Here is a 23,221-nt window from a genome sequence, read left to right as displayed (position 1 = left end):
CGGCACTGGTGGCGATCGTGCAGCACGTAGTGAGCGACAGAGGGACGCCTACCTGGCCAGAGGGTTGAAGGTCGGGGGTAGTAGTAGTATTTCTGGGCCGGTGATCTCCACCGCGGAAAGAGGAGCATGCAAATGAGTGCTTCGAGAAACGGATCTTGGGGTCGGGCCGTCGGCCTGCTGGCCGCGACCGCTTTTTTTGCCCTGTCGGGCGCTGCTCTGGCAACCGAGCAGTCGAAGCAGCGTCAGCAGGGCAGGGACGCGAATCAGGAGGCCAAGAAGGACGCGCGCTCGACCAAGGTCGACTGCCGGCAGGAGAACCAGAAGAGCAACCCCGAGTGCCGCCAGGACAAGCGCGAGACCAAGCAAGACGGTCGACAGGAAAAGCGGGACATCAAGTACTGAGCTCCGGTCGCGGGCGCCAATGGTCCGCACTGCAGCCATCCATCGAGGACGGCCCGCACTTCGGAGCGGGAGCGCAGACGCTACGTCGGTCTCCGAGCCTGGCCGGCGATAGCGGATGCGCGTCTAGCTTGCCGCCAGTACCGACTTGATCGCCTTCACGATCTCGGCGTTCGCAGTTTCGGGGTACGGGGCGACGCTGCTGACGTTGATCTCGCAGAGCACGTAGCGCCCCTGCGCCGGATCCGAGGACTCCCCGAGCAGGAAGTCTGCGTCCCACAGCACGGGCAGGCGATCGCTCGCGATGCCGAGTCGGCCCGCCAGCATGTCCACCCATTCGCCCTCCAGCAGACGCCGCAGCGGCTGAAATCGTCCATCTTCCGGGCCGCTGTAGAGCCGTGGACCGGGCTGGGGAGCGGGCTCGCCCGGTGCGGCGGGATACAGCGCGTTGACTGCCTGGTGGCCGAAGCCGGCCACGCGATCCCGAACCAGATAGGCCCGCACCATGCCCTCCGGCAGTCGGCGCTGCCAGGCCTGATCCACCATGTGACCGCCGGCTGCGAAGTACGGCGCGAGTCGTTCCAGCACCAGGGACAAGGGACCGTGCTCTTCGGTGGATCCGCGCTGCGCATGTTGGAGTGCAAAGGAGTCGGCGCCCTCCTGCGCGATGCGCCAGACGCCGATGCCGCTGTGGCCTCGATGCTGCTTGAGGACGCGTGGCCCTTGTGCCAATCGCCGCGGCAGATCGACGATGAGCTGGTCGATCGAATCCACGCGGTGCGTGTCGCAGCCGAACGGCAGGTCCCTCGTCGCGACGAGCACGTCCTTCGTGCCCATCCGGATGATCGTCTGCGGGTGCGCGCTGACGAAGACTCCAGCCGAGGCGACGCGCTGCAGCATGGCGTCCAGCATGCGTCGGCTGCGGCCGCCTTCGACCGGGTTGTGCCAGACCAGCACGCCGCGCAGTCGCAGCAGCTGCGCTTCGACTTCGTCGCAGAAGTCGTCGTGGTACACGGCCGGCTCGACCTGCACGCCGGCAAGCGCAAAGGCGTCGAACAGCGCAGCGAAGCGACTCGCCGCCGGATCCGAGCGATCGCGGGCCGTCCGGTCACCCGGATAGAGGATGGCGAACACGGGGACCGGCGAGCCCATGCCGAGCTTCTACATCGTCCGGATCTCCATCGCGCGGCGTCGGGCTGGCCCCGTTCAGGCAGCGAGCCGCAGCCGCGATTGCATCGGCGCCGAGTGCGGGAGCCAGGGGTCGTGATCGGCGCCCGGGAACTCGGCGCGCAGAAAGTCCAGCATGGCACGCACGACCGCGGGAACCTGCCGGCGGCTCGGCAGGCACGCATGCACGGCCACGTCGAACAGGCGCCAGTCTCCGATCACGCGCTCGAGCCGACCCTGCTCGAGGTCGGCCTGCACCGCAAAGGTCGGCAGCGCCGCGATACCCATGCCGGCCAGCGCGCCCGAGTGGCAGAGCTCGGCGTTGGACGTGCTGAGCAGCGGATGGGCGAGCGCGATCTCGGCGGTCGTACCGGCGGAATCCGTCATCACGAGGCTGCGCGGAGTGCGCGTCGATGCCGCGACCAGCAGCGCGTGGTCCGCGAGCTCATGCGGGTGCTGCGGTCGGCCGCGCTGCCGCAGGTAGCCGGGCGCCGCACACAACAGCACCTGCGAAAGCGCCAGACGATAGGCAACGAAGTCGCCATCGAGCTGGTCGGCGCGCACGACGACGCTGATGTCATGCGACTCGTGAACGCTGTCCACCGGGCCGTCGGCGGTGAGGTCGATGGCCATCCCCGGATGCAGCTTGTGCAGGCGCGCCAGCCGCGGCATCAGTTGCCGGGTGGTGAAGAGCGGCGGCGCGATGAGGCGCACGCGGCCGCGCAGATCGCGCTGGCCTTGCGACGCCACGGCGGCGGCCTCGTCGACGTCGCGCAGGATGCCCTGCGCCCGTCGCAGGTACTGCTGGCCGATCGGCGTCAGCGCCACGCGCCGCGTGGTGCGGGTCAGCAGCCGGGCGCCGAGCTGGTCTTCCAGGTCGGCCACCAGGCGCGTGACGACCGATGGCGCGAGGTCGAGCGCACGCGCCGCCGCGGCAAAGCCGCCTCGCCCGGCAACCTCGGCGAAGGTGCGCATCGCGCGCAATTGGTCCATCGTGCAGCCCTCGTGGATGGCGTCAGCGCCGGATCTCGAAGATCAGGTTGAACGGCGTCTCCGCCGCGCGCCGAAAGTGCGCGAAGCCGGCCTTGCGGAACACGTCGGCCAGGCGCTTGGGCCCGGCCTGCGCACCCAGCACGAGCTTGCCGCCCTCGGCGATCGCATGCGCACAGCAGATCAGCGACGAGCCGCTGTAGTACAGCTGGCCGACCGCCGAGTGGTTGTCCTCGACGCGGTCGTGCGCGAACGGCTCCACCAGCAGCACCGTGCCGCCCGGCGCCAGCGTCGCGGCGGCGTGCTCGGCAGCGGCCACCGGATCGCCCAGGTCGTGCAGCGTGTCGAAGAAGCAGATCAGGCCGTAGCGCTGGTCCGGGTAGTCGGTGGCGCGCGCCGTCGCGAACGAGGCGCGCTCGGCCAGCCCGGCGGCGGCCGCGTGCCTGCGGGCTTCCTCGACCGACGCGGCATGGGTGTCGAAGCCGTGGAAGCGCGAGTTCGGGAAGGCCTCGGCCATCAGCAGCGTGGCGTGGCCGTGCCCGCAGCCGATGTCGGCCACGCAGATGCCCGACTCGAGCTGCGCGACCACGCCGTCCAATGCCGGCAGCCACTGCGGCACCAGGCTCGCGCGGTAGCCGTTGCGGTAGAACGCGGCCACGCCGCAGGCCATGCGCTCATCGTGCTCGCCCCAGGCCACGCCGCGACCGGTGCGAAACGCCTCGAGCGCCTTCGGTTCGTCGAACCACATCGCGGCCGGCACGTTCCAGGCATGCGGGATGAACACGGGGCTGTCCTCGTCGGCCAGCACCAGCGCGTGTTCGGGCGAGAGCTCGTAGGTGTCGCTGACAGCGTGGAAGCCGAGGTAGCCACCGGCGGCCTGCGCGTTGAGCCATTCGCGCACATAGCGTTCGGCGCAGCCGGCGCGCCGGGCGAGTTCCTTCGCGCTGAGCGGGCCGACGGCGGCCAGCGCCTTGTACAGGCCGAGCTTGTGGCCGAGGCTGACCATCACGCCGGTGTAGCCGGCGGTGACGTCGCCGATGGAGCGCATCGCGAAGGCCTCGACCTTGGCCATGTCGAGGGCGGTGGTGGGGTGGTCCATGGGATTTCCTGCGGGTGAGGTTGAACAGGCGCCCATCGTCGCGAGGCGGCACCATTCACGGCAGAGCGGAAATCGCCCAAGATCGGTCCGTTTGTGCCAACGCCCAGGACATCGCGATGCCCCGAGCTTCGAACCCGCCTGCCCCGTCCGCCGCCCGCCACGTCTCGCTGGTCGCGTTGCCCGATGCCGGCTTCGCCACGCTGGCCGGCATCTATGACGTGTTCAACGCCTCTGCGCTGATGGGGCTGCCGCAGACGCCGGCGCAGGCGCCGTTCCAGGTCGAGATCGTCGGCGAGGCGGTCGGGGCGCTGGACATTGCCAGCGGCGTGCCGGTGCTCGTGCAACGCTCGATCGACGACATCAGCGCCACCGACATCGTGATCGTGCCTTCGCTGCTGGTGCGCGGCACGGGCTGGGAGGCCGGCCGCTATCCGCGGCTGGTGGCCTGGCTCAAGCGCATGCACGAGCGCGGCGCGGTGCTCTGTTCGGCCTGCTCGGGCATCTTCCTGCTCGCCGAGACGGGGCTGTTCGACGGCAAGGACGCGACGGTGCACTTTGCCTACGCAAGCCAGTTCTCGGCCGCGCACCCCCTGGTGCCGATCCACCCCGAGCGGGTGCTGGTGATCTCGGGCCAGCGCGAGGATCTCGTGAGCTCGGGGGCGTCGACCACCTGGCACGACATGGTGCTGTACCTGATTGCGCGCTACGCCGGCGCCACCGACGCGCAGGCGCTGGCCCGACTGTTTGCGCTGCAGTGGCACCAGGACGGCCTGGCGCCGTACATCACCTTCGAGGGGCGGAGCGACCATGGCGACGCCGAAATCGAGGCCGCGCAGCGCTGGCTCGCCACGCACTTCTCGGTGGCCAGCCCGGTGGACGAGATGATCCAGCGGTCCAAGCTGGCCGAGCGCACCTTCAAGCGCCGCTTCACCGCGGCCACTGGCCTGGCGCCGATCGCCTACGTGCAGCGGCTGCGCATTGAGGACGCCAAGCGCCGGCTGGAGCGCACCGATGCGCCGGTGGATGAGATCGGCTGGCGCGTGGGCTACGAAGACGGGGCCTTCTTCCGCCGCCTGTTCAAGCGCACCACCGGCATGGCGCCGGGCGCGTACCGCAAGCGCTTTCGCATCCCGGAGTTCGCGCGGCCATAGCGCGGTGCGGGCCGCGGAGGCGCCGGGGAAAGGCACGGTTTGGAAGTTCAATGCTCGCGCGGACTCGACATCGCACCCTGGTACAGCGCCACACGCCAAGCCACCGGAAACCGGGTCCAATGCGGCGCAGCCGTGGCGCTATCCTGCGCCTTGGCGCACCCAGGGCAGCGGCAATGAGCGACCTGACTGAGACGGACTACCTCGTGGTGGGGGCCGGCGCGGCCGGCATGGCCTTCACCGATGCATTGCTCACACACTCGGATGCCACCGTCACGATCGTCGACCGGCGTCACGCGCCCGGCGGACACTGGATCGACGCCTACCCCTTCGTTCGTCTGCACCAGCCCTCGGCCTTCTACGGCGTGGACTCGGTGCCGCTGGGGCAGGACGCGATCGACCGGTCCGGTCTGAACGCCGGGTTCTACGAACTCGCCACGGCCGACGAACTGCGCGCCTACTTCGCCCGGGTGATGCAGCAGCACTTCCTGGCCAGCGGGCGCGTGCGCTACTTTCCCGGCAGCGACTACGGCCGGGACCCGACCGGCCGGCACCACTTCACCCCTGCCCTCACCGGTGTCACCCGCGAAGTGCGCGTACGGCGCAAGCTGGTGGACACCACCTATCTCGAAGGCTCCATTCCGGCCACCAGCGCACCCCCGTTCGCCGTGGCCGATGGCGTACGGTGCATCGCCGCCGGCGAGCTCACGCGCATCGGCGACCGGCCCGAGCGATTCGTCATCGTCGGGGCGGGCAAGACCGCACTGGACACCTGCGTGTGGCTGCTGGCCCAGGGCGTGCCGGCGCCGGCCATCAGGTGGATCAAGCCCCGCGAAGGCTGGTGGTTGAACCGCCGCTACCACCAGCCGCACACCTACCTGCCCGACTTCTACGCCGGCGTCGGCTTGCAGTTGCAGGCCATGGCCGAGGCCGCTTCGGTCGAGGATGTTCTTCTCCGACTGGAGTCGGACGGGTTCCTGCTGCGGGTCGACACCGCAGTGATGCCCACGATGTGCCACGGCGCGATCATCAGCGAGGCCGAACTGGGCCTGCTGCGCAAGATCGAAGACGTGGTGCGGATGGGCCGCGTGCGGCGCATCGAACGCGACCGTATCGTCCTTGACGGCGGGACGGTGCCCACGGACGCACACACGCTGCACGTGCACTGCGCCGCGCAGGGCTTGGCGCGCCCCGCGCTGCGGCCGATCTTCGAGGCGGATCGGGTCACCGTGCAGCCCTGCCTCTGGGGCTTCGCCTGCTACCAGTTCGCGCTGCTGGGCGTCGTCGAGGCCACCATCGAGCGCGACGACGACAAGAACCGCCTGTGCCCGCCGATCGCCTACTGGGACCAGCCGGCCGACTACCTGTCGGCCTATCTGGCGGCCATGGCCGGCGAGCAGGCGCGCGCCGCGTTTCCGGCGCTGGCGACCTGGGCCAGGGACACGCGGCTCAACCCGCTGAGCGGCATCGGGCAGCAGCGCGACCACCCCACGGTGGTCGAGACGCGCGAGCGCATCAAGCGATTCGGCGGGGCGGCCGCAGGCAAGCTCGTGAAGTTGCTCGCGGCAACTGCCTGAGGCAAGAGACGGCACTTCGTGTCGAGGTGGCTAGCCAAGTCTTTGGTCGCTGCCTTGCCAGCGCGCGGTCGGCAGCGTGCTGTGCTGCGCCGCGCTGCTCAATCGCGACGCCGCTTGTCGGTCGATCCTTTGACCGCGATCGGGCAACTCGTTCGCTGGCGGGAACCTCCGCGACGAGTTGCAAGCAGCCTGCGCCACCTGCGAGTCCGCGCGACCGACCGCAAGGCGCATCGACGCTTCAGCGCGTCGCCACCAGATCCCGCACCTGCTGCAGCGCCGACGGATCCTCGATCGTCGTCAGGTCGCCCGGATCGCGGCCCTCGCACACGGCCTGGATCGCGCGCCGCAGCAGCTTGCCCGAGCGGGTCTTGGGCAGCAGCGTCACGAAGCGCACCCGCGCCGGGCGCGCCACCGCGCCGAGCGTCTCGTCGACGCGCTTCATGATCTCGCCCTCGAGCTTCAACGCGCCGGCGGCGTCGGCCGCGAGCGAGGAATCCTTGAGCACCACGAAAGCCATCGCGACCTGGCCCTTGAGTTCGTCGGCGACGCCGACCACAGCGACCTCGGCGACCGCGGCATGGCCGGAGACGGCCTCCTCGATCTCGCGCGTGCCCAGCCGGTGGCCGGCGACGTTGATCACGTCGTCGGTGCGGCCGAGGATGAAGTAGTAGCCGTCGGCGTCGCGGATGCCCCAGTCGAAGGTGCTGTAGACGCTCTTGCCCGGCACCGTCTTCCAGTAGGTGTTGACGTAGCGCGCGTCGTCGCCCCAGACGGTCTGCATGAAGCCGGGCGGCGTCGGCCCGGCAACCACCAGCACGCCCTTGCGATTGGGCTCGGTCAGCTCCTCGCCGCTGGCGTCGTCGATCAGCCTGACGTCGAAGCCGGGCATCGGCAGGCCGGGGCTGCCGAACTTCGGTGTCTTCGGCGCCACGCCGTCGATGCCGTTGGCCAGCGTCAGGATCGGCCAGCCGGATTCGGTCTGCCAGTAGTTGTCGATGATCGGGCGGCCGATACCGTCGGCAATCCACTGCGCGGTCGGCTCGTCGAGCGGCTCGCCGGCGAGGTAGAGGCCGCGCAGCGAGCTCAGGTCGTGCTGCTTGAGCAGCGCCGGGTCATGCTTCTTGAGCACGCGCACCGCGGTCGGCGAGCTGAACATCGCCGTGACCTTGTACTTCTCGACCAGACGCCACCAGATCGCGGCATCGGGCCGGATCGGCAGGCCTTCGTAGAGGATCGTCGTCATGCCGTGGATCAGCGGCCCATAGACGATGTAGCAATGGCCGACGACCCAGCCGATGTCGCTGGTGCAGAAGTAGGTCTCGCCCGGCTCGCAGCGGAAGATGCTCCTCATGCTCGCGGCCAGCGCCACGCAGTAGCCGCCGGTGTCGCGCTGCACGCCCTTCGGTCTACCGGTGGTCCCACTGGTGTAGATCGTGTAGCTCGGCGTCGTCGATTCGAGCCAGGTCACAGGCACCTCGGCATCGAGGTGCTGTTCGCGCAGCGGCGCGTAGTCCACGTCGCGCCCCGGCACGCGCTCCATGGCGCTGAGGCCGCGATCGACCAGCAGCACGCGCTCGGGCTTGTGCTGCGCGAAATCGATGGCCGCGTCGAGCAGCGGCTTGTAGGCCACCACCTTGCCGCCGCGCGATCCGGCGTCGGCGCTGACCACGAGCTTCGGCCGCGCGTCGTCGATGCGGTTGGCCAGGCTCTGGCTGGCGAAGCCGCCGAACACCACCGAGTGGATCGCGCCGATGCGCGCGCAGGCCAGCATCGCGAACACCGCCTGCGGAATCATCGGCATGTAGATCAGCACGCGGTCGCCCGGCTGCACGCCGAGCGCGAGCAGGATGGCCGCCATGCGCTGCACCTCGGCATGCAGGTCGCGGTAGCTGTAGGTGACTTCGCGATCGACCTCGGTCGAGACCCAGACCAGCGCGTTCTGCCCGCCGCGCGTGGCGAGGTGGCGGTCGACCGCGTTGTGGCAGAGGTTGGTGGTGCCGCCGACGAACCACTTCGCGAACGGCGGGTTCGAGTGATCGAGTACCTGCTCGAAGGGACGCTGCCAGTCCACGAGCGCGGCCTGCTCGCGCCAGTGGGCCTCGGGCTCGGCAATCGAGCGGCGGTGGTAGGCCTCGTAGTCCATCGTGCTGTCTCCTCGTTATGCCTGCGGCGGCCATTGAAACCGCGAGCGCTGACGATGCACTGACGCCGGGCGCCCGGCAAGGCGGTGTTTTCCGCCTGCCGGCGCCTACACGGCATTGGGGATGCTGGTCCGCCCGCCAAGGCGCCACCTTGCAGCCCCGATCACACAGGGGCACGACGGCCCGGCCCAGCCCTACGGCACCCAGTTCGAGCTCGGGCACCACGACGAGGGCGTCCACCTCACGGCGCCGGTCGACGACGACGTGGCGCGGCAGGAGGCCTACCCCTTTGGCCTGGCCGCCTAGTCGGCGACACGGACCACGATCCGTCCCCGCACCTGGCCGTCCATCAGCCGCCGCGCGGCGTCGAGCGCGCCAGCTAGCGTCACCTCGCTCACCATGCTCTCCAGCAGCGCCGGGTCCAGGTCGCGCGCGAGCCGGGCCCAGGCTTGCTCGCGCAGCACGCGCGGCGCCATCACGCTGTCGACGCCGAGCAGCGCCACGTTGCGCAGGATGAAGGGCATCACCGTGCCCGGCAGGTCGGCGCCCTGGGCCAGCCCGCAGGCCGCGACCGCGCCGCCGTAGCGGGTCTGCGCGAGCGCGTTGACCAAGGTCTGGCTGCCGACCGCGTCGACCACCGCGGCCCAGCGCTCCTTCTGCAGCGGCTTGCCGGGGCTGCCCAACTCGGCACGGTCGATCACGCCGTTTGCGCCCAGTCGGCGCAGATAGTCGGCCTCGGCCGCCTTGCCGGTAGCGGCCACGACCTTGTGGCCGAGCCTGGCGAGCAAGGCCACGGCCACCGAGCCGACGCCACCGGTGGCACCGGTCACGAGCACCTCGCCGTCGCCGGCCACGAGGCCGTGGCGCTCCAGGGCCATCACGCACAGCATCGCGGTGTAGCCGGCGGTGCCGATGGCCATCGCCTGGCGCGGCGTGAAAGCGGCCGGCAGCCTGACCAGCCAGTCGCCGTCGAGGCGCGCGCGTTCGGCGAGGCAACCCCAATGCGTCTCGCCGACGCCGAAGCCGTTGTGGATGAAGGCGTCGCCCGGCTGCCAGCCAGGGTGGCTGCTCTCGCGCACGCGGCCGGCGCCGTCGATGCCCGGCACCATCGGCCACTGGCGCACCACCGGCGCCTTGTTGGTAAGCGCGAGGCCGTCCTTGTAGTTCAGCGTCGAGTACGCCGGCGCCACTAGCACCGCGGCCGGCGGCAGACGCGCCTCTTCGATCATCTGGACGCCGGCGCGGAAGCCGGCCTCGTCCTTCTCCAGCAGCAGGGCTCGGAACATCGTGCCTCTCCTCGGTGAGCTTGGGTGCGCAAGCGCGCGGCCCCAAGTGTGCCGAGACCTGAACGTAAGTGCTTGTTAGATCAGCGGATTTCCGGGCTTTCTGGGTTGACGCCCCGGCGCCGGCGCCGCTACGCTGCGCGTCGATGTCCGGCCACGCCCCTCGCCCCACCCTGCCCCGCGCCCTGCTGCGCGCGGCCGCGGCGTGCGCGCTGGCGCTGTCGTTCGGTGTTCACGCTGCGCCGGACGAGTTGCCCGGCGCGCATGCCCCGGCAACGGCGGCCAGTGCCACGGCCGGCGCCGACCCGGTGCTGAGGCTGCTGCACGAGCGCGGCTTCCTCGACGGCGAAGCGGTCGATCGCACGAGCACCGCCTCGGGCCTGGCCGCCGAGGCCTCGGACTGGGCCACCGGCCTGATCGGCTCGGCCATGAACTTCCTCGGTGTGCGCTATCGCCGCGGCGGCCAGAGTGTCGAGCAGGGTTTCGACTGCAGCGGCTTCACGCGCCATGTCTTCGAGGCCAGCGTCGGCCTGATGCTGCCGCGCCGCTCCAAGGAGCAGGCCAGCACGCCGGGCTGGCTCAAGGTCGAGCGGGCCGAACTCAAGCCGGGTGACCTGGTGTTCTTCAACACCTTGCGCAGCACCTTCTCGCACGTCGGCATCTACGTCGGCGACGGCAAGTTCATCCACGCGCCGCGCACCGGCGGCAAGGTGCGCGTCGAGGACATGCGGGTGGCCTACTGGAGCAAGCGCTTCAACGGTGCGCGACGCGCGCCCGAGGGCGGCCCCGCGTCCACCGTTGCCGGCACCAGCGCCAGCGCGGTCGAGATGGCGCCTGCCGCGCCGGGCCCGGCCGTGCGCGGCGCGGGCGCGCGACTCCTTCCCACCAGCGCGCCGGTACGCAACTAGAGCCTGCGCGAGCCGGGCGCGAGCCCTCCGGTAGCGTGGACAGGCCCTAACCGGGTCACCCCCGGTCGCGGCCGAGGGCACAATGCCCGGATGGCCGAGCGCAGCATCCCCCTCGTCGACTTGCGCGCGCGCGCATTGCCGATGCGCGTGCCGCCGCAGGCCCTGCCCGCCAACGGCCTGCTGGCCGACCGCCGCGGCCGTCCGCTGCACGACCTGCGGATCTCGGTCACCGACCGCTGCAACTTTCGCTGCAGCTACTGCATGCCGAAGGAAGTCTTCGACAAGCACCACGAGTTCCTGCCGCACGGCGAACTGCTGAGCTTCGAGGAGATCACGCGCACCGCGCGGCTGTTCGTGGCGCAGGGCGTGCGCAAGCTGCGCCTCACCGGCGGCGAGCCGCTGCTGCGCAAGAACCTCGAGGTCCTGGTCGGGATGCTGGCCGCGCTGCGCACGGCCGACGGCGAGCCGCTCGACATCACGCTCACGACCAACGCCTCGCTGCTGGCGCGCAAGGCCGCGGCACTGCAGGCGGCCGGCCTGCGGCGCGTGACGGTCAGCCTCGACGCGCTCGACGACGCGGTGTTCAAGCGCATGAACGACGTCGACTTTCCGGTCGCCGAGGTGCTGCGCGGCATCGACGCGGCGCTGGCCGCGGGCCTGGCGCCGCTCAAGGTCAACATGGTCGTGAAGCGCGGCACCAACGACCACCAGGTGCTGCCGATGGCGCGCCATTTCCGTGAGCACTACGACGGCCAAGTCGCGCTGCGCTTCATCGAGTACATGGATGTCGGCGCCACCAACGGCTGGCGCATGGACGAGGTGCTGCCCTCGCAGGAGTTGCGCGCGCTGATCGAGCGCGAGTTGCCGCTGGTGCCGCTGGCCGCCAGCGCCCCCGGCGAGACCGCGCAGCGCTTCGGCTACCGCGACGGGCGCGGCGAGATCGGTTTCATCTCCAGCGTCACCCAGGCCTTCTGCGGCGACTGCAACCGCGCCCGGCTGTCGACCGAGGGCCGGCTCTACCTGTGCCTGTTCGCCTCGCACGGCCACGACCTGCGCGCGCTGCTGCGCGGGGGCGCCAGCGACGCCGAGATCGAGGCCGCGATCGGCGCCGTCTGGAGCGGACGCGACGACCGCTACTCCGAGCTGCGCGGCAGCGGGCAAGCGGCGCCGGCGGCCTCGGGGCGCCGCGTCGAGATGAGCTACATCGGAGGATGAGCGCCCATGTCGCCCCGCCCCTGGTGGCTGCCACCGCCGCTGTCGATCGCGCCGCAGGTGCGGCGACGGATCGGCTGGGCCGGCGTGGCCTCGCTGCTGTTGCCTTGGCTGGCCGGTGCCTGGTTCAAGCTCGGCATGCAGCCCGGCCTGCACCCCGACCCGGAGCGCGCGGCGCTGATGGTCGACATCCTCGTCATCGCCACCATCGTTTTCCTGCTGACGATGGTGTTCACGGTTGCGATCGGCTGCTGGGTGGTGGCCGTGATGAAGGGGCCACGCTACAGCTCCGATCCTTTCCCCGATCCCGAGATCCGTTGACCACGAGCTTGCATCGATGATCGAGCCTTCCAGCATCACCGGCCTGATCCTGGCCGGCGGCCGCGGCAGCCGCATGGGCGGTGTCGACAAGGGCCTGCAGCCCTACCACGGCCTGCCGCTGGCGCTGCACACGCAGCTGCGCCTGGCGCCGCAGGTCGGGTCCATCATGCTCAACGCCAACCGCAACCTCGGCGCCTACGAAAGCTTCGGCGTGCCTGTGTGGCCCGACCCGCCCGGACTCTCCGACTTTGCCGGGCCGCTGGCCGGATTCCTGGCCGGCATCGAGCGCTGCGAGACGCCCTGGCTGATGACGGTGCCCTGCGACACGCCGGACTTCCCGCTCGACCTGGTCGCTCGCCTGGCCGCGGCAGCCGAGCGCGAAGACGCCGAGATCGCGATGCCGCGCAGCCCGTCCGAGGACGGCTCGCTGCAGGCCCAGCCGGTGTTCTGCCTGCTGCGTTGCGATCTGCTCGAGAGCCTGGTCCGCTTCACGCACGAGGGCGGCCGCAAGATCGACCGCTGGACCGCGCAGCACCGGGTGGCGCTGGTCGACTTCGACGACGCGGCGGCCTTTGCCAACGCCAACACCGCCGACGAGTTGCGCCGCCTCGAGGCGCAGCAGGGCTGATGCAGCGATGAAGGCGGGTGACAGCATGGTTGCATTCGAGGCCCCGGTCGGCTACCGCGTCAGGCGCCTGGCGCCGGCCGACCTCGGCGCCTACAAGGCGCTGCGCGACGAGGCGCTGCGCCTGCATCCCGACGCCTTCACCTCGGACCACGAGACCGAGGTCCGGCGCGGCCCGGAGAGCTACCTCGGCCGGCTCGGCAGCAGCGACCCGCTCGGCGGCACCTTCCTGCTCGGTGCCTACGACGCCGAGGATCGACTGGTCGCCGCGGTCGGGCTCGAGCGCGAGATGCGCGCCAAGGTGCGCCACATCAGCTGGCTCATCGGCCTGATGGTGCGGCCCGAGCATGGCGGCCGCGGGCTGGCTCAGGCGCTGGTGCAGGCCTGCATCGCATCGGCGCGTTCGGCGCCGGGGCTGGAGCTGATCACGCTGTCGGTGACGGCCTCGAACGAGGTGGCCAGCCAGCGCGCGCTGCGCGTCTACGAGCGCGCCGGCTTCGAGCGCTACGGCCTGCTGCCGCGCGCGATCCGCCTCGTCGACGGCAGCGGCCGCGTCGAGTACCGCGACAAGGCGCAGATGATGCTGAGGCTGCGTTGACGGCGATGGACCAAGCCACGCTTCCCTCGCTCGACAGCGTCGCCTCCTGCATCGGCGGCTACGACCCGAACGCGCTGCCGGTGACGGCGGCGCAGGACTTCGTTGCGCGCTATGTGACGCGGGTTGGCGAGGTCGAAGCGGTCGGCCTGCGCGAAGCGCTCGGCCGTGTGCTGGCGCAGGACCTGGTTTCGCCGATCAATGTGCCGGCCCAGGACAACTCGGCCATGGATGGCTACGCACTGGCCAGCAGCGATCTGGCGCCCGACGCGCCGACGACGCTGCGCGTGGTGGGCGGCAGCGCCTTCGCTGGCGGCGCGCCGCCCGCCGCGCCCGGCCGCGGCGAATGCGTGCGCATCATGACCGGCGCGGTGATGCCGGCCGGCTGCGACACGGTGCTGCCGCAGGAGTTCTGTCGCGTCGACGGCGAGTACATCAGCTTTGCAGCCGGCATCCTCAAGCCGGGCGACAACCGTCGCCTGGCCGGCGAAGACCTGGCCCGTGGCGAGGCCGCGCTGCAAGCCGGCCGCGTGCTGCGCCCGGCCGACATCGGCATCGCGGCCTCGCTCGGGCAGGCCACGCTGCCGCTGTTCCGCAAGCTGCGCGTGGCCTTCTTCTCGACCGGCGACGAGTTGCGCTCGGTCGGCCAGCCGCTCGATCCGGGCTGCGTCTACGACAGCAACCGCTACACGCTGCACGCGATGCTGACGCGGCTCGGCGTCGAGGTGCTCGACCTCGGCGTGGTGCGCGACGACCCGGTGGCGCTGGAGGCGGCCTTCCTCGACGCCGCGTCGCGCGCCGACGCGATCATCACCTCGGGTGGCGTCAGCGTCGGCGAGGCCGACCACACCAAGCAGGTCATGGCGCGGCTGGGCGAGGTCGCGTTCTGGACCATCGCGATGCGACCCGGGCGGCCGATGGCCTTTGGCTCGATCCGCAACGGCGCTGCGCGCGCGGTGCTGTTCGGCCTGCCGGGCAACCCGGTCGCGGTGATGGTGACCTTCTACGCCTTCGTGCGCGCGGCGCTGCTGCAGATGGCGGGTGCGACGCCGGCGCCGCTGCCGCTGCTGCGCGCGCGCGCCGCGGCGCCGATCCGCAAGAAGCCGGGCCGCACCGAGTACCAGCGCGGCATCGTCGAGCGCGACGCCGACGGCGGCGACTGGCGCGTGCGCCTCACCGGCGGCCAGGGCTCGGGCATCCTGCGCTCGATGTCGCAGGCCAATGGCCTGGTGCTGCTGCATCACGCGCAGGGCGCGGTCGCGGCCGGCGACTGGCTCGACGTGGTGCCCTTCGATTCACTGATCTGAGGCCTCTGCGGGCCAGGGGAGTCGCTCCATGGCCGAACGCGAAGTCGACATCGCCATCCTCGGCGCCGGCTCGGCCGGGCTGAGCGCCTTCAGGGCCGCGAGCCGGCACACCGACAGCGTCGCGTTGATCGACCCCGGCCCGCTCGGCACCACCTGCGCCCGCGTGGGCTGCATGCCGAGCAAGCTGCTGATCGCCGCCGCCGAGGCCGCGCATGCGGTGCACGAAGCGCCGCTGTTCGGCGTGCATCCAGGCCCGCTGCGCATCGACGGTCGCGAAGTGATGGCGCGAGTACGCAGCGAGCGCGACCGCTTCGTCGGCTTCGTGCTCGACGACATCGCCGCGATCGAGGCGCGGCACCGCATCGAGGGTCGTGCCCGCTTCACCGGGCCGCAGCGCTTGCGGGTCGATCTCAACGATGGCGGCACGCTCGATCTGCACGCGCGGCGCGTCGTGATCGCGACCGGCTCGCATCCGGCACTGCCGGCCGAATGGCGCGCGGCGCTCGGCGAGCGCCTGATCGTCAACGACGATGTCTTCGACTGGCAGGACCTGCCGGCCTCGATCGCCGTGGTCGGCGCCGGCACCATCGGCCTCGAACTGGCACAGGCGCTGCACCGGCTCGGCGTGCGGGTGCGCCTGCTGGGTCGCGGCACCAAGGTCGGTCCGCTCAGCGACCCCGAACTGCAGGCGCTGGGCGCGACGGTGTTCGAGGCCGCGTTGCCGCTGCAGCGCGAGGCGGCGGTCACGAGCGTCGAGCGCGAAGGCGGCGGCGTTCGCGTGCGCTGGCACACGCCGCAAGGCGAGCATGAAGAGAGCTTCGATCTGCTGCTGGCCGCCACCGGGCGCACGCCCAATATCGAAGCGCTGGCCCCGGCGGCCGCGGGCCTGACGCTCGACGAGCACGGCGTGCCGGCCTTCGATCCGCACACGCTGCAGATCGGCCGCGGCCCGGTCTTCATCGCCGGCGACGTCAACGTCGATCGGCCGCTGCTGCACGAGGCCGCCGACGAAGGACTGATCGCCGGCGACAGCGCCGGCCGCTCGCTCACCGCCGGCCTCGACGCGTTGCCGCCGCAGCCGCGCCGCACGCCGCTGGCGATCGTCTTCAGCGACCCGCAGATCGCGCTGGCCGGCCTGAGCCATCGCCAGCTCTGCGCGGCCGGCACACGGTTCGGCACCGGCCGCGTCAGCTTTGCCAACCAGGGCCGCAGCCGCGTGATCGCGCGCAACGTGGGTGCACTGCATGTCTACGGCGAGCTGGGCACGCGACGCCTGCTCGGCGCCGAACTGCTCGGCCCGGCCGCCGAACACCTGGCACACCTGCTGGCCTGGAGCATCCAGCGCGGCGAGACGGTCGACGCCGCACTGGCCCAGCCTTTCTACCACCCGGTCATCGAAGAGGGGCTGCGCACCGCGCTGCGCGAACTGCGCAAGGCGCTCGATGCGCGGGCGACGCAGCCCTGCGAGGGCTGCGAGCCGGGCGAGTAGGCGCCGGCCGGCCTCAGCCGGTCACGAAGAGGATCCAGGGCGTCCCGATCAGCAGGTACACCGCCATGAACGCGAGTGTCGTGAACAGCCCCAGCTTGTAGAGCTCGCGCTGCGTCAGGTAGCCGCTGGCAACGAAGATGATGTTCTGGCTGCCGGCCTGCGGCGTGATCACCGAGAAGTAGCAAGTCGCCAGAAGCAGGCCGTAAGCCATCAGCGGCGCAGGGACGCCGCCGCGCATGCCCACGTCGAGAAAGACACCGAGCAGCGCCAGCGCCTGCGAGGACTGGCTGACGAACAGGTAGTGGATCGCCACGTAGAGCGCGATCAGCGTCACGTAGGTGGCGGGCCAGGACAGCCCGCCGAGTTGCGAGGCCAGGCGCTCGCCGACGTAGGCCATGAATCCGAGTTCGTTCAACTGCCCGCTCAACGCAAACAGGACCGCGAGCCAGAGGAAGGTGGCCAGCGTGTCGCCCTGCTTGGAGATGTCGTCGAGGGTCAGCACGCCCACCACCAGCAGTGCAGCAAGGCCCATGAAGGCGATGCTGGTGACATTCAGGTTGAGTCTTTCGGCAAAGACCCAGCAGCCAACCATCACGGCGAAGATCACGGCCGTGAAGCGCTCGTCGCGCGACATCGGGCCCATCGCGGCCATCTCGGCGCGGGCCGCCGCCGGCGCCTCGGGCGTGGCGGCGACACCGGGTGGGTAGAGCTTCGCGACGAGCAGCGGCAGCATCGCGATCGCGATCAACGACGGCACCGAGGACGCCAGGAACCAGCTGCCGAAACCGATCTCCAGGCCGACCTCCTGCACGATCTGCACGCCGATCGGGTTGGTCGACGAGGCCGTCAACCACAGGGCGGACGACACGGCGAGGCTCGCCATCGCACAGAACATCAGGTAGCCGCCGAGCCGGCGTCCTTCGGGGTCCTCGGGGTCGGAGCCTGCGCCCTTGGCGACCGAGAGCACGATCGGAAACAGCACGCCGCCGCGCGCGGTATTGCTCGGAAAGGCCGGCGCGATGGCGGCGTCGGTCAACACGATGCTGTAGGCCAGGCCGAGCGACGAACCACCGAAGCGGCTCACCATGAACAGGCTGATTCGCCGACCCAGGCCCGACTTGACGACGGCCTGCGCGACGATGAACGCCACGACCACCAGCAGCACGCTCGCGTTCGCAAAGCCCGAGAAGGCCTTCGCCGGCGTGATCGTGCCGGTGAGGACCACGGTCCCGACGGCGAACATCGCCGCCGTGAGCAGCGGGAAGGCCCCCAGCAGCACCGAGGCGATGGCCGCGACGAACACGGCGAAGAGGTGCCATGCCTGCGCCGTGAGCCCGGCCGGCACCGGCGAGAACCAGATCCCGATCGCGATGACGAAGGGGATCGCGCGCTTCAGGTGGTAGCCGAGGTTCTTCATTGGGGCGTGCCTCCCGGGCCCGGATTCGTGCCCGGCTTCACTCGACCCCTCAACCCGACGGCACGGCCCTGGATCGAGCCGTCCTCGGCTTCGAGCACGTACTGCCAGGCGAATTCGTAGCTGCCCGAGGCACCGGCATAGCGCCCCGTTCCGCCGAGGATCGAGCCCGTGATCCGGTTCTGCGCCACGGTGCCCTCGCCCTGCAGTTCGCTGAAGACCTGATGTCCGGCCTCGTCGGTCCAGACACTTCGGCCGACAAGGCCGGTGGCGCTGTCGGTCAGTGCGATCAGCTCCACCCGGAAGCCCACACCGGGGCGCCCCGGCCCAGCCAGCAGCATCGTTCCGCCAAGGTGGATGACCGAGCCACGGCGATCCGCTCCGAGCGGGATCGACTGACGGGTGCCGGCGGCGTTCCAGCTTCCCTCGAACTCCCGCCACTCGGTGGAGGGCGACACGGTCGCCGCCGGCCCTGTCGCGGGGCCGCAGGCCGCCGCCGACATCGCCAGCGCGACCGCCGCGAGTCGCCCCGACAAGCGGCCTGCGGTGCTTGCCGGCGTGACGGTGCGCGCCCCCGCACCCGACCGCCCGGCGACGGTACAGGCCCGTTCAAAGTGCCATCTCGCGCCCATCTGCTGCCTCCGTCTCCAGGTCCGACCATAGCAAGGTGCGCTCGGCAACGGCAGCAGCGCATTTGTGGGGGTCGCGGCGGCGCGCCCCGCATCGGCGGCTCGGCCCCAGGGCCGGGCGACGAATATCCTTCGAGCCATGGAAGTCACCCTGCGCGAGATCACCGCGGACACCGTCGACGCCGTCATCGCCCTGGCCGTCGGGCCGGACCAGCAAGGGTTCGTCGCGTCGAACGCCGTGTCGCTGGCCCAGGCGCTGTTCAGCGAGGAAGCGTGGTACCGCGCGATCCATGCCGACGAAGAGCTGGTCGGCTTCGTGATGCTCGACGACGAGACGTTGCGCAAGTCGCCACCGGCCGAGCCGGACATCGGCCTGTGGCGCCTGATGATCGATGCCCGCCACCAGCGCCGGGGCATCGGCAGGGAGGTGATCCGGCTGATCGTCCGGCATGTCGCGAGCAAGCCTGGGGTTCGCACGCTCTACACCTCGTACGTGCCCGGGCCTGGCGGCCCGGAGCCGTTCTACCTGTCCCTCGGGTTCGTGCCGACCGGCGAGATCGACGAGGGAGAGGTGGTGGTCGAGTACCCGCGAAGCAGCATCAGCGCCTGAATCACGCCGCCTGCTCGTGTCCCTCGTGCAGCGCGGGCGTCCCGATCGGCCCCGGTGCGGCCTTGCGCGCCAGCCGCCCGTAGACGGTCGGCACGAAGAAGATCGTCGGCAGCGTGCCCGGCGTGGCCAGGCCCTGCTGGCGCAGTTGGTGGGCGAACTCGACGACCAGGATCCCAGCTTGGTGATCAGGCCGATCTGCGAGTACACGTTGAGGGTGCCGCCGCTGAGCTTGAGCGCGAGCAACGCAAGGCGCTCGATGCGCGGGCGACGCAGCCTTGCGAGGGCTGCGAGCCTGGCGGGTAGCAGCCCGGGCCTGCGTCCCACCCCGCACTGGCGAGCGCCCGTTGCCCCCCAATCCGAAAAGCAACGGCGCTCGCCCGGCCTGGCGTCATCGACTAGGGTTGAGCAGTGCGGACGCACGTCCGTCAACGATGGGCAAGGAGCGATCCATGCGGTACATCAAGGCATTGCTGGGTGGGGCCGCGCTGGCCGCGATGCTGCCGACCCAGGCGGCCATCGTCGTGCTCGATTTCGAGGGCGTCGGCGACCTAGCCTCCCTCGACGATTTCTACAACGGCGGCACCGACAGCGCTGGCAATTCGGGCACCAACTTCGGCGTCATCTTCACCGACACCTCGATCGGCTACGTCGATGCCGACGCGGGCGGCAGTGGTGACCAGGCCAACGAGCCCACGCCCAACACCGTGCTGACTTTCGAGTTCAGCAGCAACGACATCATGAACGTGCCCGCCGGCTTTGACACTGGCGTCTCGTTCTTCTACTCGGCCACCGAAGCGGTCTTCATCGGCGTGTACGACGGATTGAATGCCACCGGCAACCTGCTGGCGACGATCCCGCTGGTCAAGCAATTCAACATCGGCTGCGTCGGCGACCCCACTGGCGACACCTGCAACTGGTCCCCCGCTGGAGCCGCCTTTGCCGGCGTGGCCAAGTCGGTCGACTTCAGTGGTGCGGGCCTCTACGTCCGCTTCGACAACGTCACGCTTGGCAGCGCCCGGCCGGTGCCCGAGCCGAGCAGCTACCTGCTGATGGCGCTGGGGCTCACGGCTGTCGGGCTGGTCTCGCGGCGCCGCATGAGGCGCTGAGCCGCAACTTCAGGCGGCGACACGCCGCGGCCGGGCGCCCGTAGCCGCCCGGATCTGTCGGCGGATACCCGGCCGCGGTGGCTTCGATGGAACCTGCACCAGCCGCCGCAGCCCTCACACCGCCTGCTCGCTCGGCTTCTCCGCCGAGGGGGTCTCGATCGGCCCCGGCGTCGAGCGGCGCGCCAGCAGCGTGTAGACCGTGGGCACGACGAAGATCGTCAGCAGCGTGCCGAGCGACATGCCGCCGACGATGACCCAGCCGATCTGCTGGCGGCTTTCGGCGCCGGCGCCCTCGGCCAGCGCCAGCGGCACCGCGCCGAGCACCATCGCGCCGGTGGTCATCAGGATCGGGCGCAGGCGCAGCGTCGCCGCCTCGGCCACCGCATCGACCGTGGCCATGCCCTGCTGGCGCAGTTGGTTGGCGAACTCGACGATCAGGATGCCGTGCTTGCTGATCAAGCCGACCAGCGTGATCAGCCCGATCTGCGAATAGACGTTGAGGGTGCCGCCCGAGAGCTGCAGCGCCAGCAGCGCGCCGACCATCGACAGCGGTACCGACAGCAGGATCACCAGCGGGTCGACGAAGCTCTCGAACTGCGCCGCCAGCACCAGGAAGATGAAGGCCAGCGCCAGCACGAAGACCAGCGCCAGCGAACCGCTGCTGGCGCGGAACTCGCGCGAGACGCCGTTGAGCTCGTAGGAGTAGCCGGCCGGCAGCACCTTGGCCGCGGTCGCCTCCATGAACGGCAGCGCCTCGCCGAGCGAGAAGCCGGGCGCCAGGCTGGAGGTGAGGCTCACCGAACGGCGCTGGTTGAAGTGGTTGAGTTCGCGCGGCGCCACGCTGGTCTCGAGCTTGACGAGCGAGGCCAGCGGCAGGATCTGGTCGCCGCGGCCGCGCACGAACAGGCGCTCGATGTCGTCGGGCGCGGTGCGGCCGCTGGGCTCGGTCTGAACGATCACGTCGTACTGCTCGGCATCGCGCTGGTAGCGCGTGACCTGGCGACCGCCGAGCATGGTCTCGATGGTGCGCGCGACGGAGTCGACCGCGACACCGGCATCGGCCACCCGCTCGCGGTCGACGCTGATGAAGATCTCCGGCTTGTTCAGGCGCAGGTCGCTGTCGGGCTGCACCAGCCCCGGGTTCTTGGCCATCTCGGCCAGGAAGGCCTGGCTCACCTGGGCCAGGTTGGCATAGCTGTCGGAGGTGGTGATCACGAAGTTCACCGGCCGCTCGCGAAAGCCCTGGCCGAGCGAGGGCGGCGTGACCGGGAAGGCCTGCACCCCGGGCAGGTTCATGAACGAGGGCAGCAGCTTGCCGGCGAGTTGCTGCGTGCTGCGCGTGCGCTCGTCCCAGTCGACGGTGCGCAGCACCGAGAAGCCCTGCGCCACGGTCGGCTGGCCGGAGACCGCGAACACGCGGTCAAACTCGGGCTCGGCGCGCGCGATGCGGTCGATCTCGTCGAGGTAGCGCTGGGTGAAGGCGAGCGTCGAGCCGTCGGGCGCGCTGACGCTGGTGAAGATCACGCCGCGGTCCTCCATCGGCGCCAGTTCGCTCTTGAGGTGGGTGAACAACCACCAGGCCGCGGTGGCGGCGACCGCCATCACGACCACCACGATCCAGCGCCGCGTCAGCGTCCAGCGCAGCACGCCCGCGTAGCCCTCGGTGAGCGCGACCAGCACGCGTTCCATGCCGCGGTCGAAGCGGCCCGGGTTCGGGTTGTGGCGCAGCAGCTTGCTGCACATCATCGGCGTCAGCGTCAGCGCGACGAAGCCCGAGACCACCACCGCGCCGGCCAGCGTCAGCGCGAACTCGGTGAACAGGCGGCCGGTGCGCCCCGGCGTGAAGGCCAGCGGCGCATAGACCGCGGCCAGCGTCAGCGTCATCGCGACCACCGCGAAGGCGATCTCGCGCGCGCCCTTGAGGGCGGCCTGGAAGGGCTCCATGCCCTCCTCGATGTGGCGATAGATGTTCTCGAGCACGACGATCGAGTCGTCGACCACGAGGCCGATCGCCAGCACCAGCGCCAGCAGCGTCAGCGTGTTGATCGTGAAGCCGGCCAGCGACATCAGGGCGAAGGCGCCGATCAGGCTGACCGGAATGGTGACCAGCGGAATGATCGAGGCACGCAGCGTGCGCAGGAAGACGAACACCACCAGCGCCACCAGCACCACGGCCTCGAGGATGGTCTCGAAGACCGACTTCACCGACTCCTTGATGAAGACCGAGAGGTCGTTGGCAATCTGGACCTTGAGCCCCGCCGGCAGGTCGCGCTCGATCTGCGGCATCACCGCACGCACGCCGGCCGAAACCTCGAGCGGGTTGGCGGTGGCGTTGCGGATCACGCCCATCGAGACCGCCGGCACGCCGTTCAGGCGCACGCCGGAGCGCTCGCTGGCCGCGGCCTCCTCGATGCGCGCGACATCGCGCAGCCGCACCGTGTAGCCACCCACCTGGCGCAGTGCGATGTCGGCGAACTGGTCGACGCGCTGCAGGTCGGTACGCGCGGTCACGGTGAACTCGCGCTGCTGGCTCTCGATGCGGCCGGCCGGCACCTGCAGGTTCTGCGCGCGCAGCGCGTTCTCGACATCCTGCACCGTCAGCCGGTGCGCGGTCAGGCGGTCGGGGTCGAGCCAGATCCGCATTGCGAAGCGGCGGTCGCCGTTGATCTGCACGTCGGCCACGCCGGGCACGGTCTGCAGCCGCGGCTTGACGATGCGGTTGAGCACGTCGGTGATGTCGAGCGGGCTCAGCGTCTCGCCCGAGAAGGCGATCCAGATGGTCGGCGTGGCGTCGGCCTCGACCTTGGCGATGACCGGTTCGTCGACCGTGTCGGGCAGGCGCCCGCGCACCCGCGAGGCGCGGTCGCGCACGTCGGCGGCGGCGTTGTCCGGGTCCTTCGTGAGCTTGAAGCGCACGGTGATCTGGCTCTGCTCGGCGCGCGAGATCGAGGTCAGGATGTCGACCCCCTCGATGCCGGCGATCGAGTCCTCGAGGATCTTGGTGACCTGCGACTCGATCACCTCCGACGAGGCGCCGGTGAGCCGGGTCGAGACGGTGACCACCGGCTCGTCGATGCGCGGGTACTCGCGCACCGACAGCTGGTTGAACGCGACCATGCCGACCAGCAGCAGCAGCAGCGACAGCACGGTCGCGAAGACCGGGCGACGAATGGAGACTTCGGCGAGTTGCATGTCGGGACC

The 23,221-nt window shown here is 70.5% G+C and carries 21 protein-coding genes; 13 read left to right on the top strand and 8 right to left on the bottom strand.

Annotated features, from left to right (window positions below; genetic code table 11):
* The first annotated feature begins 126 nt into the window (after nt 1-126).
* Complete coding sequence (locus EV670_RS11190; protein ID WP_423213578.1) at nt 127-402, top strand: hypothetical protein; 276 nt, start codon at nt 127-129, stop codon at nt 400-402.
* Between the two features lie 123 nt (nt 403-525).
* On the opposite strand, the gene EV670_RS11185 is transcribed toward EV670_RS11190, so the two are convergent.
* Genes EV670_RS11185 through EV670_RS11175 form a run of 3 tightly spaced genes read right to left on the bottom strand, consistent with a single transcriptional unit; the run spans nt 526 to nt 3,655 of the window.
* Entirely contained in the window at nt 526-1,551 is a 1,026-nt protein-coding gene (locus tag EV670_RS11185; protein ID WP_130432054.1) for a Cj0069 family protein, read from the bottom strand.
* A 54-nt stretch (nt 1,552-1,605) separates the two neighbouring features.
* Nucleotides 1,606-2,559 carry a LysR family transcriptional regulator gene (locus tag EV670_RS11180; protein ID WP_130432052.1) on the bottom strand — a complete coding sequence of 318 codons (954 nt, stop codon included), beginning with the start codon at nt 2,557-2,559 and terminating at the stop codon, nt 1,606-1,608.
* Nucleotides 2,560-2,581: 22 nt separating this feature from the next.
* Nucleotides 2,582-3,655 (bottom strand): class I SAM-dependent methyltransferase, encoded by a 1,074-nt coding sequence (locus EV670_RS11175; RefSeq protein WP_130432050.1) that lies wholly within the window; start codon nt 3,653-3,655, stop codon nt 2,582-2,584.
* Nucleotides 3,656-3,771: 116 nt separating this feature from the next.
* Here EV670_RS11175 and EV670_RS11170 point away from each other — a divergent pair, with 116 nt between their 5' ends.
* A complete protein-coding gene (locus tag EV670_RS11170; RefSeq protein ID WP_130432048.1) occupies nt 3,772-4,806 on the top strand; it encodes a GlxA family transcriptional regulator in 1,035 nt (344 codons plus the stop codon).
* Between the two features lie 50 nt (nt 4,807-4,856).
* On the top strand, nt 4,857-6,380 hold the full coding sequence (locus tag EV670_RS11165) for an NAD(P)-binding protein (RefSeq protein ID WP_130432046.1): 1,524 nt from the start codon (nt 4,857-4,859) through the stop codon (nt 6,378-6,380).
* Between the two features lie 238 nt (nt 6,381-6,618).
* Here the strand turns inward: EV670_RS11165 and EV670_RS11160 are convergent, their stop codons facing one another.
* Nucleotides 6,619-8,523 (bottom strand): propionate--CoA ligase, encoded by a 1,905-nt coding sequence (locus EV670_RS11160; protein ID WP_130432044.1) that lies wholly within the window; start codon nt 8,521-8,523, stop codon nt 6,619-6,621.
* Between the two features lie 121 nt (nt 8,524-8,644).
* Between EV670_RS11160 and EV670_RS11155 the strand changes: the two genes are divergently transcribed.
* Complete coding sequence (locus EV670_RS11155) at nt 8,645-8,827, top strand: hypothetical protein (protein WP_130432042.1); 183 nt, start codon at nt 8,645-8,647, stop codon at nt 8,825-8,827.
* Here the strand turns inward: EV670_RS11155 and acuI are convergent.
* Entirely contained in the window at nt 8,824-9,807 is a 984-nt protein-coding gene (gene acuI, locus EV670_RS11150; RefSeq protein WP_130432040.1) for an acrylyl-CoA reductase (NADPH), read from the bottom strand. The genes EV670_RS11155 and acuI overlap by 4 nt on opposite strands.
* 143 nt (nt 9,808-9,950) lie before the next feature.
* On the opposite strand from acuI, the gene EV670_RS11145 reads away from it, so the two are divergent.
* The 7 genes from EV670_RS11145 to EV670_RS11115 all read left to right on the top strand — a co-directional run bounded on the left by EV670_RS11145 (nt 9,951) and on the right by EV670_RS11115 (nt 16,261).
* The gene (locus EV670_RS11145) at nt 9,951-10,712 is read left to right on the top strand and encodes a C40 family peptidase (RefSeq protein WP_130432038.1); all 762 of its coding nucleotides are present in this window, start codon (nt 9,951-9,953) and stop codon (nt 10,710-10,712) included.
* Between the two features lie 90 nt (nt 10,713-10,802).
* Nucleotides 10,803-11,927 carry a GTP 3',8-cyclase MoaA gene (moaA, locus tag EV670_RS11140; protein WP_130432036.1) on the top strand — a complete coding sequence of 375 codons (1,125 nt, stop codon included), beginning with the start codon at nt 10,803-10,805 and terminating at the stop codon, nt 11,925-11,927.
* A gap of 6 nt (nt 11,928-11,933) precedes the next feature.
* The gene (locus EV670_RS11135; RefSeq protein ID WP_130432034.1) at nt 11,934-12,245 is read left to right on the top strand and encodes a hypothetical protein; all 312 of its coding nucleotides are present in this window, start codon (nt 11,934-11,936) and stop codon (nt 12,243-12,245) included.
* A 16-nt stretch (nt 12,246-12,261) separates the two neighbouring features.
* Nucleotides 12,262-12,873: a molybdenum cofactor guanylyltransferase MobA gene (mobA, locus tag EV670_RS11130; protein ID WP_130432032.1), complete on the top strand. Its 612-nt coding sequence runs from the start codon at nt 12,262-12,264 to the stop codon at nt 12,871-12,873.
* A gap of 25 nt (nt 12,874-12,898) precedes the next feature.
* Nucleotides 12,899-13,468: a GNAT family N-acetyltransferase gene (locus EV670_RS11125; RefSeq protein ID WP_165393300.1), complete on the top strand. Its 570-nt coding sequence runs from the start codon at nt 12,899-12,901 to the stop codon at nt 13,466-13,468.
* 5 nt (nt 13,469-13,473) lie between these two features.
* The gene (moeA, locus tag EV670_RS11120) at nt 13,474-14,772 is read left to right on the top strand and encodes a molybdopterin molybdotransferase MoeA (protein WP_130432028.1); all 1,299 of its coding nucleotides are present in this window, start codon (nt 13,474-13,476) and stop codon (nt 14,770-14,772) included.
* Between the two features lie 28 nt (nt 14,773-14,800).
* Complete coding sequence (locus EV670_RS11115) at nt 14,801-16,261, top strand: dihydrolipoyl dehydrogenase (RefSeq protein WP_130432026.1); 1,461 nt, start codon at nt 14,801-14,803, stop codon at nt 16,259-16,261.
* Nucleotides 16,262-16,274: 13 nt separating this feature from the next.
* Here the strand turns inward: EV670_RS11115 and EV670_RS11110 are convergent, their stop codons facing one another.
* Together EV670_RS11110 and EV670_RS11105 are read right to left on the bottom strand one after the other, a co-directional pair.
* Nucleotides 16,275-17,678 carry a DASS family sodium-coupled anion symporter gene (locus EV670_RS11110; protein WP_130432024.1) on the bottom strand — a complete coding sequence of 468 codons (1,404 nt, stop codon included), beginning with the start codon at nt 17,676-17,678 and terminating at the stop codon, nt 16,275-16,277.
* The gene (locus EV670_RS11105) at nt 17,675-18,133 is read right to left on the bottom strand and encodes a hypothetical protein (RefSeq protein WP_130432022.1); all 459 of its coding nucleotides are present in this window, start codon (nt 18,131-18,133) and stop codon (nt 17,675-17,677) included. Before EV670_RS11105 ends, EV670_RS11110 begins: the two co-directional genes overlap by 4 nt.
* Nucleotides 18,134-18,443: 310 nt before the next feature.
* Between EV670_RS11105 and EV670_RS11100 the strand changes: the two genes are divergently transcribed.
* Both EV670_RS11100 and EV670_RS11095 read left to right on the top strand, forming a co-directional pair.
* A complete protein-coding gene (locus tag EV670_RS11100; RefSeq protein WP_130432020.1) occupies nt 18,444-18,914 on the top strand; it encodes a GNAT family N-acetyltransferase in 471 nt (156 codons plus the stop codon).
* Nucleotides 18,915-19,363: 449 nt separating this feature from the next.
* Nucleotides 19,364-20,020, top strand: a complete 657-nt coding sequence (locus EV670_RS11095) for a PEP-CTERM sorting domain-containing protein (RefSeq protein ID WP_130432018.1) — start codon at nt 19,364-19,366, stop codon at nt 20,018-20,020.
* 114 nt (nt 20,021-20,134) lie between these two features.
* Here the strand turns inward: EV670_RS11095 and EV670_RS11090 are convergent, their stop codons facing one another.
* Nucleotides 20,135-23,212, bottom strand: coding sequence for an efflux RND transporter permease subunit (locus EV670_RS11090; RefSeq protein WP_130432016.1), 3,078 nt, complete (start codon nt 23,210-23,212; stop codon nt 20,135-20,137).
* Nucleotides 23,213-23,221 lie beyond the last annotated feature (9 nt).

The sequence above is a fragment of the Rivibacter subsaxonicus genome, assembly GCF_004217215.1.
Lineage (GTDB): Bacteria > Pseudomonadota > Gammaproteobacteria > Burkholderiales > Burkholderiaceae_C > Rivibacter > Rivibacter subsaxonicus.
Note: the sequence above shows the minus strand (reverse complement) of the source record. Positions and strands in the feature narration are given on the sequence as shown.